The organism is Dysgonomonas sp. GY75 (assembly GCF_015234155.1).
Lineage (GTDB): Bacteria > Bacteroidota > Bacteroidia > Bacteroidales > Dysgonomonadaceae > Dysgonomonas > Dysgonomonas gadei.
Genome location: NZ_JADCLQ010000003.1, coordinates 278,212 through 294,654, shown reverse-complemented (window position 1 = coordinate 294,654; position 16,443 = coordinate 278,212). Strand labels below are relative to the sequence as shown.

Genomic DNA, 16,443 nt, shown 5'->3' with positions numbered 1-16,443 from the left:
CTAAAACATATCTGTGTACTGTCGTAAAATACTAAAGGCTACTCTAAAAAGAGTAGCCTTTATATATGAGCTGAGAATAAATACTTGCAAATTATTTTTTATAGTTGAGAATAGGGGATGGAGAATGTGTCACCATCAGCTATATTTCCTCTTTGAAGTCCTTTCTTCAACCAACGGGAACGCTGAGCAGAGGTTCCGTGATTGAAAGCGTCAGGTACGGTATAACCCTGCGATTGCATTTGCAGGCGGTCGTCTCCGATTTGGGACGCAGCGTTGAGGCCTTCTTCGATATCACCATCTTCTATCGAACTAAAGTTCTTATTATCATGATATGCCCACACTCCCGCATAGAAATCCGCTTGCAGTTCCAGCCTGACATTAAGTTGATTACTTTCTTTTTGGTTCATACGTTGTTGTTGCTGGTGTACTTTGTCAAGTGTTCCCAACAGATATTGTACATGATGTCCTACTTCATGCGCAATTACATATGCGTATGCAAAATCGCCTCCGGCATTCAGTTGATTCTGCATTTCATTGAAGAATGACAGGTCAATATAGACAGTCTGATCGGTCGGACAATAAAATGGACCGGTCGATGAAGACGCGTTTCCGCATCCCGAATTGGTAGCTCCGCTAAATAATACCATCTTTGGAGGTATGTATTTCATCCCGTTTTGAATAAAAACTTCTGTCCACACATCTTCTGTTCCTGCCAGAATTGTTTCTGCAAATGCGGCAGCTCGTTCTTCTTCCGCGGTTGGAGTATAATCTTGTCCTGCCGACATGTTTCCGGCTGCTTGTTGCGAAACAAAATTCATCGGGTTTCCGCCCAATAGCCATACTATTAACGCAACGACAATAGTACCCCCTATGCCCAGGGATATTTTGCCGGATGATCCTTTTCCTCGGCGATCATCTACATTGTCGCTTCTTCTTCTACCGTCAAGTTTCATGTTATTTATTGTAAAGTCAATGAATATCTTTTGATTTTAAACATCTGTCGACACTATTTGTTTTGTTTTTATAGAAAAAGAATAATCACTTAACAGAAAAACTGATGAGGGATTATTCTTAAAATTTGAAAGTTGTGTTATACCAAAATACTTTCTTATTTGTATTAACCAAAGAATATTTATTCTCCTATACCCCAGTTCATATTTGGAGTATTACCCATTTCAAGGACAAGACTGCCGCCTTTCAGTAACTCCGATGCAGGGAAATGGAATGTGTTCAACTCCTTGCCATTCAATGTTGCTTTCTGTACGTACATATTCTTTTTCGATGCATTCTTCGCTTCAATTGTGAATTTTTGTCCCCGTCCGTATTTTCCATCCAAATTGATCTCTACTTTTTCGAAGAGGGGACTGGCTATTTCATAGATAGGATTTACACGTGTTCCTCCATCGACCTGGAAAAGCCCGATAGTAGTCATTACAGCCCATGCGCTCATTTGCCCTTGGTCTTCATCTCCCAAGTATGCATTTGTCGGTTCATAACCGTAATAACGGTCGAGTATGGAGCGGCTCCACTTTTGAGTAAGCCATGGCTTCCCTGCCCAATTGAACAGGAATGCAAAATGCATCGATTGCTGATTGCCTTGTACGATAGGGTGATCCCAATATTGGTCGTTAGGGGCATTGTAGCGCCATGCTTCATCCTGATTGAAACCCCATTCGAGGCGGTCAAGGAAACGTTCTTTTCCTATTTTTTCTACCAACGCCGGAACATCCTGCGGAACGAAGAACGTTAGCTGCCAGGCATTTCCTTCTACATAGTGATGGTTGGCTCCGCTACGGAACGGATCGAAATTTTCCATCCATTTACCGGTACTGTCTTTCATATGGCAGTATCCTTCGTCGCTTATCACATTTTTCCACCAGTAGCCACGGTCATTGAAAGTATTATATACCTCTGTATTGCCCAAGGCTTTGGCAAATTGGCCTACAGTCCAGTCATCGTATGAATACTCCATCGTATTGGAGAAGCGTCCCAGATTCGACGGTACGTATTTATATTTCATATAATGGACAAGGTCACGGTTTCCGGCAAATCCTTTAAATACTTTCTGAGCCGGAGTAGTCTGCATCTTTATAGCTGCTTCCAGGGCCTTATCCGCATCGAAGTCACGGATTCCCATTTGGTAAGCTCCTACAATCAATGGAATCTCATGCTCGCCCACCATAACCGGTATATAGTTTAATCCGGCCGGGCCTTTGGCTAGCCATCCGTTAGCATCGTACATAGCCAATTGAGAATTAACCCATTTGTTGCTCCATTCGGGAGTGACAAGGTTCCAGAACTGGTTGAGGTTCCAGAATGTATTCCAAAATGCGTCGCAACCCAGCATAGCATTTTTAGACGGATCAGCTACTTTTTGTAGTTTCCCATCAGTAGATATCCATTCTCCGTTTATGTCGCTCCACGTATTGCGGCTACATGCACGGTACATATTATTATAGAAGCGCACTTTTTCCAGTTTGTCGTTGGTCGTGATTTGCACCCGGTTGAAGATATCATTCCATGTGTCTACCTGATTTTGACGGATTGCATCAAAATCCCATTCGAATTTAGAGCTAACTTCAGTTCTAAGGTTTTCGTCCGCATTAGCGATGCTAACGAATGAAATACCTGAACGCACCTGTACCACAGGGTGTTTTGTCTGGTCGAATTCGACAAACACGCCAGCATCCTTACATGCTCCGGTGATTAATTCATTTATGTTGTGCGATACACTTTTGTCAATCCAGCGCCCCATGTTTTTGATCGGTTGATCAAACTCTATAACGAAATGTACTGTATAGTCCTGGTCTGCATCGTAACTCCACACATTTGGCGAAAATTGATGACTTGAGCCTTCGATACGATAATCGTTGACTTTACGGAGTTTTATTTCTTTAAGCTGGAAATTCTGCTCTGTAGGCGGATGCATGTCTATCATAATCCGCGCTCCGTCACGGTCGGTTGGAAATGTAAAGCGTTCGAATCCGCAACGTGTAGTTGCTGTAACTTCCGCTTTAATATTATAATCTGTAAGGTCTACAGCATAGTAGCCTATATCGGCAACTTCGGTGCGTTTGTTTATGCGGGAACGGTAGCCCTCATCCGGCTTTTGTTCGTCTCCTATCTGGGTTTTCAGTTCTCCGTTTGCAGCCATCACGCCAAGTCCGCCCAATGTCCACTCGTGTATATGACTAAAGCAGCCCACACTCTCAAAAGAAGGCTGATAGCCTGCCTGCCAGCCATTATTTTGGTTATCAGGACTCATTTTTACCATACTGAACGGCATCCATGGGCCGGGTGCTATCATCCAGCGCGAATGGGCTGTACCTATGCGGGTATCTACATAGTTGGCAGGGGTTTGTAGTTTTTGTGGAGAACGTTCTATTGTGCCACGCTCTATTTCAACACCGTCTCTTAAGATACGGTAGTTACTTTTTCTTGCTTTTTTCACTTGAGGCATGGGTGCTTCCAGTTGATACCTTCCGGCTTCAATCACCTGGCTTAGGATTTCTTTTCCATCAAGCTGAACACTGATTTTAGATAAGCCATCGAGCCATTGAGTATCTACAATGAGCGGCTGATACCTGTTTTTTCCGGTATTCAGTTCATAAGCTGCCGGATATACATCCCGGATGAAGAACTTATCGGCGTTCGTAACTTTTACATTTTTTGGACCTTCAAGGTGCACCTCATCAAAGAGTATCCAGGAACCTTCTAATACTGTTATCGATACAAGGTTACCTCCTTTTTTGAGGGTGTTGGTATTAATAGGTATTTCGATTGTTTTCTTTGTTGCATTCTGTAACTTGCCTGTGATGGATAATGTATCCGTTATTGCTTCCTGAGTATGTGCTTTACGCTGTTTAGCAAGAGTATCTTTGTCTCCCAGCTGGAATTTTTCGTCTTGTGTGTTTATACTTACTTTAACCAGTGGTAGAAATGTTTTGGCATAGTCGAGGAGGTTGATAACAAGCTTCCATTCTCCGTTTGGCGGAATATTATCAAGGCCAAACAATATGTTCACCTGATGAGTACGCCAGCCGGAGGTTGGCCATGTGCCGCCCCATGTATCAGTAGGGCCGGGAAGTACATATGGAAAATCTCTTTTTATATCAGAATGGCCTACCAAATAGAATTTGTCTTCGTATCCGAAATCATTGGCTAGGAATTGTCTGAAATTGTCCGGCCCTAAGGCAAATTCAGCCGAAGAGCTATTTAAAGTCCCTATCGACCAAACTTTATTTTCCGGTATATGCTCCGCAAAGGTCATGATTGCGAACGTACACATCGCGATTGTCAATAAAATGCTTTTTTTCATATTAATATTATGTGTTTATTGGGTTAGATCTTTATCGGGTTGGCTTGTTAATAGCTTTTTGTTATATATGTTCATACATTATTGAGGTGTAAAGTAAATTAGTTTTTTCTAATATTCAAAATATTAAGCTCTCTTTTTACATCTTATATTCATGAACTCATTATTGTTTTACTCTTCTTCTTTATTTATGTTCATACATTTATGGGGTGCGGGTGAAGAGTTATAAATGTTATTTTGGATTTTTTTGTTTATGATCTTATTATTGATGTGTATAAACGGATAGTAATAAGATGGTGTTTAAGATTGCTGATCGAATAATTAAAGATCTTGATTTGTTCTTAAGGTCTGGTTGTGTTAGGGTTTGATTGGATTCTTTTGATCTTAGATGAAAAAAAATAAAGGATTGTAATTATTGAGGGTTGAGTTGTTTAAGTAGAATTATCATATTCTTCTTGGCTTTGCATATTATTGTATGAACAATTTATTATTATGTATTTACAGAATTTTAGTATTCAATTAATATTTAACATAGTTAATAATATTCATGTTTCCATTTATAATGTATTTATTATAAGTCGTTTGTGTGTAATATGTTATTTTGATAAATTCTATTTATTGAAAAAAATAATCAAAAATAATGCTTAAGATAAAAACATTTTATATATTAGCGACCTGAAAGTATGTTCATACATATAATAAAAGCTGAGCAAAAAGTAAAATAGGATATGCTAACTTGGGAAATAGGGGTGTTTTTCAATTTTGAAAACAATCTAAAATACTAGAAAATACTCATTTTATCATAATTCAAATCAAAGAGAAATTTCTTTTTTATAAAATGAGTTATCTATAACTAACGTGATTAACCATTAATACTAACAAATAATCTAAAAATATGAGGATGATAAGAAAAGGTTTCTTTTCCCTCCTGATCTTAGTGAATACTATTGGAATATATGCACAAAGCACCAAAGTATATACTCAGATTCCATCCGATCAGATTCAGGCAACTGCCAGCAGCGAATTGCAGGGCGCGACAGCTATAATGGCTGTTAATAGTGAAGGAATGGATGGAGATATGCATATAGCGCATAATCTTGGACACAAGATGTGGACATCACAGGCTTCTACAAAAAAGGTACGGGCGAATGAATTTACCAGAGAAGGTATTGTCTGGTTTATGTGCGAAATCGGCAGCAATTCAGCTCCCGCACATATTGATTTAATCAGAATATGGAATGACAACCAAAGCCAGCATACACGCCGCGGGTTGAGGAAAGTATATATAGAATACTCCATTGACGGGAAGACATGGAAACTCTTGAGAAACAATGGACTGGACTACCATGTTATAAATGAATCGAAAGGGCAGAATCCCGAGCCTGCAAATTTCACATTTGATACAGGAGGGATTAAGGCGAAATATATATGTTTTACAGCCGATGCTGATGGAAACGGTAATTATTATGACCCTAAAGATAAATATATCATAAGGGAAGCTGCTGATATGCAGCAGAATGTAAATTATTACGGACTGAGTGAGATAAGATTCTACAAGAAAGAAGACAGGCAGATTTCGAAACTTACTCCATTAAATAAAATGTCTTTCGTTGCTTCACAAGGATATTTGAAAACGGATAAGGGGCCGACCCGTGAATATACACTGAAATTTGATGCACCCCTGTTTTGTGGAGGTCAACTCGATTTCGATATAAACGGACGGAAATGGACGGAGAACATCAAGCCATCCGCAATAGGAATATCTGTAATGGAAGGGCGGTTTCCGGCAGGTTATATGGAAGAGAGCGCCGAAGTATCGGTGAAACTTCGTAGTAAACAAGGTAATTTATCTGATAGTTATACTGTTTTGGGGGCTCGTAGGTGGAACCTCTATTTCTTACCCCATTCACATTTGGACATAGGTTATACACATGCGCAGGATGATGTAATGAAACTGCAATGGCGCAATTTTGAGCGGGCGCTTGAACTGGCGGAACGTACGGCGAATAATCCCGAGGGCTCACGGTTCAAATGGAATTCGGAGGCCACATGGGCTTTGATGGGATATCTCGATCATTACAAAGGAACGGAGAAAGGCGATAAAATGATTCAGGCTATCAAAGACGGTATTATTGGTGTCGATGCATCTTTGGGCAGCATACTCACCGGAATTTGCAAGCAGGAGGAACTGACGCATATGTTCGATGATGCGCATCGTATTTCCGGGTTGACGGGAGTGGAGTTCAACACGGCTATGATGAGTGATGTTCCCGGGCAATCGTGGGGTATGGTTACGGCAATGGCTCAGAATGGTGTGAAATATTATTCATCAGGGCCCAACTATGTGCCTTTCTATGGGAAGGTTGGTAACGACAGGGCTGCACACCTGCATGTGAAGTGGGGCGATAAACCGTTTTACTGGCTGTCTCAGTCGGGTAAGGAAAAAGTATTGTTCTGGCAGACAGGTAGGGGATATTCATGGTTTCACGGCTGGTTGATAAACAGGCTTTCGGCCTGTGGTGTAACTCCTATATGGGAATACCTTACCGATTTGGAATCGAAGGAATATCCGTATGCTACTACTTATTTGCGCTATACGGTAAACGGAGATAACGGGCCGCCCGATCAGTGGATGCCGGATGTAATAAAGGAGTGGAATGAAAAATACGAATCACCCAAGTTCTATATAGGTACTACCAAAGAACTTTTCACAGAATTTGAAAAACAATATGGTGATGATATTCCGGTTTATGGCGGCGATATAACCCCTACGTGGGAAGACGGGGCTGCTTCTACTGCCCGCGAACTGGCTATGAATCGTGAAAGTTCGGAACGCCTGAACCAGACGGAAATACTATGGAGCATGCTTAATCCGGGGCAGTATCCTGCAAACGATTTTCTGCAAGCATGGAAGAATGTCGTCTTGTTTTCGGAGCATACCTGGGGGGCTTCGGCCAGTGGACCTGAACCTGAATCGGAGTTTACAAAGAAACTGTGGGCAGGAAAGAAATTATATGCGGATAATGCAGATATGCAGTCGAGGAGACTCTATACTGACGTTTTTTCAGAAATAAAAACAGCTAAAGGCGGCTATATACATATATTCAATACAAATCTGTGGAAAAGAACTGATGTAGTGACGATTGATAACGATAATGACCTGATCGGTAAAGTGTTGGAAAGCCCATCAGGAGAGATCATTCCTTTACAGAAATTGCATGACGGCAGGTGGATATTTATGGCAAAAGACATTCCGGCCCTTTCCTCCGTCGCTTATAAGATTACTGATGATAAGAGAAAGAAGTTGAATGTTTCTACAATGATAAATGATAATATACTGGATAACGGCATTATAAGAGTTGAAATAGATAAAATAAAAGGTACAATTTCTTCTTTCACAAAGACAGGTGAGGAATATAATTATGCATCCGAGGGCGGTTTGAATGATTATATCTATACAGAACGCTATGCTGAAAATCCGCAATGGGTGGAGAACATAAAACGTATTATTGTACTGGATGATGGCGAAGTTGCGGCGACCTTACGTGTAGAATCGGATGCGCCGGGCTGCCGCTCGCTATGGAGGGATATTATGGTTTATAAAGAGTTGGGACGCATTGATATCCTGAATACGATAGATAAAGAAAATATTTATAAGCCGGAAAACGTTCGCTTTATTTTCCCTTTCAATATAGACCATGCAGATATCAAAATGGATCTGGCGATGGGGGATATGCATCCCGAGCGGGACCAGTTGGCAGGAGTGAATAAAAATTATTATTCGATACAGAACGGTATCAGTGCAAGCAATCTTAGCCACGGCATCTACCTGACAACAATAGATGCTCCTTTCGTAGAACTGGGAGAGATGACCAGTGATGTATGGCGCAAAGAAGGGGGCGGGCTTGGCTGGTGGTCTTCGGCTTTGATTTCTCCGAAGATATATTCGTGGGTGATGAATAATTCATGGAGGACGAACTACAAGGCCTCTCAGGAAGGTATCGCGACATTCCGCTATTCACTGGAACTTTTCGATCCGTTCGATCAGCAACTGAAAAAGCAAGGTACGGAACAGGCGCAAAAAATGATTGCGGTTGTTTCTGATAAACCTGTCGGAATAGATAATCTTTTCAGGCTTAAAGGTAAGAATCAGATTTCAGTTTCTACAATAAAACCTTCGGATGATGGCAAAGGCTACATTATCCGTTTACTGAACCTCAATGACCAGAGTGTACATTCTTCGTTTATCTGGGGCAGTATGCAGGCAGATGAAGTATATTTCTGCGACCATAACCAGCAAAAAACGGGTGAGTTCGAAGATTCTTCTTTTTGGCTTAAACCTTATGAATGCATAACCTTGAAAGTTATCAGTAAAAAATAAACCGAAAAACAATTTTATAATATGATAAAACGAATTATTCCAATCACAGTACTTGCATTTTCTTGTATAATAGCATCTTGCGAGAAAAAGCCCCTCTTGTCGGATTATGTAGATCCGGGCATCGGGACTGCGCACTCACGCTGGTTCTTTTATACACCGGCAGCGGTTCCATTCGGTATGGCTAAACTTGCTCCGTCTACAGACGGACACTTGGGGAATACAGGGGGATGGCAGGCTGTCGGCTACGATGCGCGGCATACATCTATCGAGGGTTTTGCTAATTTCCATGAATTTCAGGTTGGCGGTGTAGTCATTGCACCTACAGTGGGTAAACTACAGACAGTTCCGGGAGCATTGGACAGCGTTCAGAACGGCTATCGTTCATCATTCGACAAAAAAGATGAATTCGCTTCTCCGGGATACTATTCCGTATTGCTCAAAGACTACAATGTGAAAGCTGAGCTGACGGCAACAAAGCGTGTAGGTTTTCACCGTTATACGTTCCCTGCATCAGAAGAAGCCAATCTGATATTCGATATCGGCAACCGTCAGGGCGAAAGCGGATATGTGAAAGAAGCTTCGGTGGCATATACCGACGACGGACGTATAGAAGGATGGGTTACAACTACGCCGGTATATGTGAATATATATCAAAAAGGAGCTACTGTGTCTATGTATTTCAGTGCCGAGTTGGATAAGAAACCGATTGCGTTCGGCTCGTTTGTGAAAGATACCGTATATCCCGATTCGAAGACTCAGACAGGTGTCGGAGCCGGACTTTATTTCAAATTCAAGACCAAAGAGCAGGAGGCTGTAAATGTAAAGATAGGATTGTCTTATACATCTGTTGAAAATGCACGCCTGAATATGGAAAACGAAGCTAAAAATTTGAGTTTCGACAAGGCTCATAAAAATGCGACGGACACATGGGAAGAATATCTTGGCCGCATAAAAGTGGAAGGCGGAGAATACAACGACCGTGTGAAATTTTATACAGGCTTGTATCATGCGCTGCTTGGTCGTGGATTGGCAAGTGATGTCAACGGAGCTTATCCGAAAAATGACGGTGGAGTAGGACATATAGCTCTGAATGGAAAAGGAAAACCAATTCATAATCATTATAATACGGATGCTATTTGGGGCGGGTTTTGGAATCTTACCCAATTGTGGGCAGTCGCCTATCCCGAATATTATTCGGACTGGATACAGAGCCAGCTCCTGGTCTACAAAGATGCCGGATGGTTAGGCGATGGTATCGCTAGCAGCAAGTATGTGTCGGGTGTGGGGACTAATTTTACCAGTCTTGCTATAGCGGCAGCATATAATTGTGGTATTCGCGACTTCGATGCGAATACTGCATACGAGGCTGCCTTGAAAAATGAGGTAGATGGAAAAGACCGTTTGGCAGGAGCCGGTAAGCTGGATGTAGAGCAGTTTGTAAACAGGGGATACTCGCCTTATACAACCGGCCTGTCTATGCGTACGACTCCCGAAGGTTCCGGTTTCGGAGCATCACATACAATGGAATATTCATTCAGTAGTTTTGCTGTGGCTCAGATGGCGAAGCATTTGAACAAGGAGGATGATTATAAACTTTTATCGAAGCTATCGAAGGGCTGGAAGACTCTCTTTGATCCTGAGACAAAACTGATACGTCCGCGTGACGACAAGGGCGAATTTATAAAAGACTTCGACCCTTTTGCCCCGTGGATAGGATTTCAGGAGGGTAATGCAATCCAGTACACATACTATGTACCTCATCAAATAGATGAACTTATAAGCCTGATAGGCGCAGATGATTTCAATGTGCGTCTCGACAGCACATTCCAGATTTCACAGAAGAATATATTTGGAGGTGGACAAACGATTGATGCATTTGCAGGTTTGCATACATACTATAATCATGGCAATCAGCCGAATCTGCATATCTCATGGTTGTTCAACTTTTCAGGGAAACCGTATCTGTCTCAAAAATGGGTGAGGGCTATCTGTAACGAATTCTACGGAGTAGAAGGCATACACGGCTATGGTTACGGGCAAGATGAAGATCAGGGGCAACTGGGCGCATGGTATGTGATGGCGGCAATAGGACTTTTCGATGTAAAAGGTTTGACCGAGATAGATCCTACATTCCAGATTGGCAGTCCGTTATTCGATAAGATCACAATAAGGCTCAACAAGGATTATTATCCGGGTAAGGAGTTTGTGATAGAAACACTGAATAATACCAAAGATAATATTTACATACGGTCTATAGATGTGAATGGAAAACCGCACAATACGGTTCAACTGCCTTTCTCGGATGTGATCAAAGGCGGCCGCATGTCTATCAGGCTATCAGATAAACCTAACACAGAACTAAATAAATGATTCTGAAATATTAACTAAAAACTCAATCTATGAAAATGAAAGATTCGTTTGATGCTGCTACCTAGCAATGTTTAAGTGAAAATGAAATTTAAACAAAGGTTACCAACCTGTTTATTATTTGAGTAAGTAAAATAACAAGGATAAATTATGATTCGAAAGTATATCATCAGATTCTATCTCTTACTTATTATTGATTTATCAAACACATTAAAAACTATGAAGTATGAAATTTAAAGTTAACTTCTTAAATCTATTTAGCCTGCTTAAAATTTGTATGTGTGCCATATTATTGCTGGCCTCTGCAAATCTTTATTCGCAGCAAAGCAAAACAGAGGTTTCAGGTGTTGTAAAAGATGCAATGAATGAGGCCATTATAGGAGCAAGCGTGGTAGAGAAAGGTACTACCAATGGCATAGCGACTGATGTAGACGGGAGTTTCTCGATAAAAGTAAACCCTAATTCTACATTGGTAATATCTTCTATCGGGTATGTAACGCAAGAAATAAAAGTAGGGAATCAAACCTCACTTAATGCCCTTAATATAGTATTGGTAGACGACAGCAAACTTATGGATGAAGTAGTGGTTGTGGGATATGGTGTACAAAAGAAAGCAACACTGACAGGTGCTGTTTCTGCCATTAAGAATGAAGAGATTATCACTACTAAAAATGAGAGTGTACAGAATATGCTTACCGGAAAAGTGGCAGGTTTGCGTGTCGTTCAAAACTCATCCGAACCCGGACAATTTAGCGGATCGATGGATATACGTGGTTTAGGTAGTCCGCTTATTGTTATAGATGGAGTGCCACGTGGTAATATGGCGCGTTTGGATGCAGAAGATATCGAGAGTATTTCGGTACTTAAAGACGCGTCGGCAGCTATCTATGGTGTCAACTCGGCAAATGGTGTCATTTTGGTTACCACCAAAAGAGGTGAGAAAGGAAAAGTTAGCCTTAGTTATTCGGGAAATGTATCCTGGCAGATGCCTACAAACTTCCCCGATCTGGCAAATGCTGTAGATTGGATGACCCTATTCAACGAACGTACGATGCACAATGTAGACGGCCCTAATCGTCCATATACAGATGAGCAGATCGAAGCTTACCGCAATGGCACAATGCAAAGTACCGATTGGAAAAAAGAGGTTCTTCGCAGCAGTGCACCCCAGACTATGCACACACTAAGCGCTACCGGGGGTACTGAGGCGTTGAGTTATTATGCGAGTATCGGTTACCAGACTCAGGAGAGTTTCTTGAAGACAAATGCTATTAACTATGAGAAATACACTATTCGTAGTAATATTTCTTCTCAGATAACTAAAAATCTCCGGTTCGATTTAAATCTGGCCGGATTACTCGACGAGCGGCAATCATCAGTGTATAGTTCCAATGATATTATACGAGGTATGTGGCTTATGCAACCGATGGATAAAGTTTACTATAACGAAACAGAAGGGCAATACTGGCAACCGACTAATGGCGGATTGCAAAATCCTGTCACTATGATGAACAAGGGGGTAACCGGTGCTAACTCATATAAAAGTAAATGGTTTCAATCGAATGCTTCATTGAGATATGATATGCCATTCGTTAAAGGCTTGTATGCGAAAGGCATGTATAGTTACGACTATACGTTGAACGACAATAAAGAGTTTATGAAAGCTTATAAACTTTACGACTCGGGTGGTGCAGCCAAAACATGGAATGGTCAGAGTGATGCCCCGAATAAGGTATCCCGGTATTTTTACGGAAAGGATGCAACCTTATGGAATATTCAGATTGGTTTCGACCGGCAATTCGGCAAACATAATGTGTCGGCAATGGCCCTCTATGAGAATACACATAAAGAAGGTGATAACTTTTATGGTAATAGACAGTTGTTATTGCCTTTAGATCAGTTGTTTACAGGTATAACAGATAAAATGCAGATCAATCAGTCTACTGCAGCATCTTCCCTTTACGATTATGCATATAATGCTTATGTAGGACGTGTTAAATATGATTTCGCAGGTAAATATCTGGCTGAGTTTACGTTAAGGCATGAGTCTTCATCAAGATTCCCGGATAATTCCCGTTGGGCAACAACGCCCGGAGTTATGGCGGCCTGGCGTGTATCGGAAGAGGGATTCTTTAAGAAATCACCACTTAAGTTCATAGATAATCTGAAACTACGCGGATCTTACGGGCGAATGCTTGATGATGCATCAACAAACGACTATAACTTCCTTACAGGATATTATTATCCGGCTTCGGGCGGTAATAGCACAGGACTGCCTTCAGGTTATATTTTTGATGGGTCATTCGTCAATAGTTCCAGCAATAAGGGGCTGGCAAATACAGCTATTACCTGGTATAAATCCGATATGCTGAACATAGGGTTGGATATGGATGCATGGAATGGATTTTTGGGTGTAACTGCCGAGTATTTTCAGAGAAAACGTACTGGCTTATTAGCGACTCGTGCGCAATCGATTCCGGGGATAGTAGGTGCTGCCCAACCACAGGAAAACCTTAATAGCGATTTGACCAGAGGTTTCGAACTGGAACTTAGTCATCGTAACAGAATAGGTGATTTTGATTATCAGGTGAAAGGTAATATGTCATTTACCCGTGTAAAAACAATATATTACGAACAATCGAAGAGAGGTAATTCATACCTGAACTGGAGGGAGAATAACAACGACCGCTATAATAATATATGGTGGGGATATGGAGGAGACGGACGCATAACCAACTGGGATCAGATATATCATAACCCTGTTTATATTGGACGAGGTAGCACTCTTGGAGATTATCAATATCAAGACTGGAACGGTGACGGACAGATAAATGATCTGGATGTGCATCCGCTTGCAATGAACGGTATGACACCGCTGATTTATTATGGAATCACTATATCTGCATCGTGGAAAGGAATAGACCTTACTATGCTATGGCAAGGCGGAGGTAAACGCTATGTTGCTCCAAGACAATTCTTATACCAGCCTTTGTGGGCAGATACGAATGCTCTTACACAATTCTTGGATCGCTGGCGTCCGTCGGACCCTACAGCAAGCCCTTACGATCCCGCGACAGAATGGATAAGCGGACATTATGCTTATACAGGAACCAGTGCCAATTATAATTCTGAATTTAATATTCAAAATGGCGCATACTTAAGACTCAAGAATATAGAATTGGGATATACGCTTCCTAAGAAATGGCTTTCGGTTTTGAATATACAGAATGTTAGGGTATATGTAAGTTCGTATAATTTGTTGACATTTACTAAATTAAAATATATGGATCCTGAATTTTTTACAAATCCTGACGATAGTAAAGGTGGATTAGGTGATTACGGATATAGTTACCCGCTCAATAAAACTGTTACAGTAGGAATGAATATAAAATTCTAAATATTAATATTATGAAACATATAAAATATATATTATTACTTTGTCTGGGTTTGTTCATGGCATGTACAGATTTGGATATTCCGCCAAAGAATATAATCGGTGACCCCGAAATATTCGGTACTACAGAAGGTACTATGAGTTATATAGCACGGATGTACAGCAGGCTCCCAATGGAAGATTTCCGCTACAATTATGAAAAAAGCGGCTTGTTCAATAATGCAGATACAAAATATAAGCAACAATCCGGTTTGACAGGAGAAGCCTTGGGTCGTGATACCAAAGGAGCTGAAGCTGAAAGTGCAAGTTATTGGGATGCAGCTTATTCTGCGATCCGCGATGCCAATTTATTTATAGAAACTCTTCCGAAATATGCATCGGCTCATAGTCAGGCCAACTATAATACTTATCTGGCAGAGGCTTACTTTATAAGGGCATTCCTTTACTATTCACTGGTTAAACGTTATGGTGGTGTGCCAAAGGTGGATTTCGTAATCGATTATCCGGCAAGTGTCGATGTCGAAGGTACGAAGCTTTTTCGCGATTCGGAAGAGGCTATATGGGATCTCATCGCTTCTGATTTGGATTATGCAATAACTAACCTGCCCAAAACGAATCAGAAAGGACGTGCAAACAGGTATGTTGCTGCTGCATTTAAGTCACGTACCATGCTTCATGCAGGATCGATCGCTAAGTACAATACAATCAGTGAGGAGTATAACGGAGTAAGGATATGCGGAATTCCGTCTACCCGTGCAAACGACTATTTCAAAGCGGCTTACGAAGCCAGTAAAATTTTAGATGAAACTACAGCATACGGCCTTTATGAAGCTGAATGGGCTGATGGGGATAAGACCGCTCAAACAACTAATTTTGTTAATATCTTCCTTAAGGATACGAAGGAGAATATATTTGTGAGGTATTTTAAGAATCCGGAGTCAGTGCATAATTTTGATGATTCGGCACAACCAATGCAGACATCTACAGGGGGTAATAACTCGGAAATCTGCCCGACTTTGGATTTTGTTGAAATGTTTGACGGTATAGATAAAGATTCTAATGGAAAATTTAAAAATCTGGATTCCAATGGAAAATATCTGTTGTATAATTCACCGCTCGATGCTTTTGCAAACAGTGAACCTCGTTTAAGAGCAACAGTAATACTTCCTATGGATCAGTTTAAGGGTAAAACTATAGACCTGCGCCGCGGAATATGGACAGGGACCGTGGGTACGGGTATTAGCCCGCTGATGCCTGAAGGAAGTGTCACCGATTATAATGTAGTATATGGAGAATCAAGTAATTTGAAACTTTCAAGCGATTTTTCTTTCAATAATCAGGCTGCTAATGCTATCTTATTGAAGGATGGTGTTAGTAAGATGAAAAGAGCCGGAGAAAGTGGTGTCGTTTCGGGATGGGATTTTGGAAATATCAGTGGCTTCTATCTTCGCAAATATTTGGACCCTAATCTGGCGGATAATAATGGTAATAAATCAAGTCAGAGTTGGATTGAAATCCGCTATGCAGAAGTATTGCTCAATCGTGCCGAAGCTGCAAATGAGCTATTCCTTGCTGGTGTAAGTACGGCGGCGACCGGTGAAAGCTATCGTGAAGAGGCGTTTCGTTGTATCAATCTTATAAGAAAGCGTGCAGGGGCTACATTATTGGCTAGCTCGGCTCCTTTGAGTGACATTAATGTGGTAAGGACAGAAAGAAGAAAAGAGCTTGCTTTCGAACATAAGACTTATTGGGATTTGAAACGTTGGAGAGTTATATATGATGAGCAAACCAATAGGCGTTACAGAGTTTTATATGCTTTTTATTCTACCGATGCAGAGAAGTATTTTCTGGATTCAAGATTTATGGAATCAAAAGCCGGAAATAATTATATTTTTAATTTTGACACCAAGAATTATTATCAGCAAATACCAACGAGTGAGATAACTAAGAATCCGAACTGTAAGCAAAATCCGGGGTATTAATAAT

At 41.0% G+C, this 16,443-nt stretch carries 6 protein-coding genes; 4 read left to right on the top strand and 2 right to left on the bottom strand.

Annotated features, from left to right (window positions below; translation table 11 throughout):
- Nucleotides 1-98: 98 nt before the first annotated feature.
- Complete coding sequence (locus IR083_RS02310) at nt 99-953, bottom strand: neutral zinc metallopeptidase (protein ID WP_006797835.1); 855 nt, start codon at nt 951-953, stop codon at nt 99-101.
- Nucleotides 954-1,132: 179 nt separating this feature from the next.
- The gene (locus tag IR083_RS02305; RefSeq protein WP_194223097.1) at nt 1,133-4,318 is read right to left on the bottom strand and encodes a GH92 family glycosyl hydrolase; all 3,186 of its coding nucleotides are present in this window, start codon (nt 4,316-4,318) and stop codon (nt 1,133-1,135) included.
- A gap of 898 nt (nt 4,319-5,216) precedes the next feature.
- Between IR083_RS02305 and IR083_RS02300 the strand changes: the two genes are divergently transcribed.
- The 4 genes from IR083_RS02300 to IR083_RS02285 all read left to right on the top strand — a co-directional run bounded on the left by IR083_RS02300 (nt 5,217) and on the right by IR083_RS02285 (nt 16,439).
- Nucleotides 5,217-8,696 carry a glycosyl hydrolase-related protein gene (locus IR083_RS02300; protein WP_194223096.1) on the top strand — a complete coding sequence of 1,160 codons (3,480 nt, stop codon included), beginning with the start codon at nt 5,217-5,219 and terminating at the stop codon, nt 8,694-8,696.
- A 21-nt stretch (nt 8,697-8,717) separates the two neighbouring features.
- Complete coding sequence (locus tag IR083_RS02295) at nt 8,718-11,066, top strand: GH92 family glycosyl hydrolase (RefSeq protein ID WP_194223095.1); 2,349 nt, start codon at nt 8,718-8,720, stop codon at nt 11,064-11,066.
- A gap of 223 nt (nt 11,067-11,289) precedes the next feature.
- Nucleotides 11,290-14,460, top strand: coding sequence for a SusC/RagA family TonB-linked outer membrane protein (locus IR083_RS02290; RefSeq protein WP_194223094.1), 3,171 nt, complete (start codon nt 11,290-11,292; stop codon nt 14,458-14,460).
- Nucleotides 14,461-14,471: 11 nt separating this feature from the next.
- Nucleotides 14,472-16,439 carry a RagB/SusD family nutrient uptake outer membrane protein gene (locus IR083_RS02285; protein ID WP_194223093.1) on the top strand — a complete coding sequence of 656 codons (1,968 nt, stop codon included), beginning with the start codon at nt 14,472-14,474 and terminating at the stop codon, nt 16,437-16,439.
- The last annotated feature ends 4 nt before the right edge of the window (nt 16,440-16,443 follow it).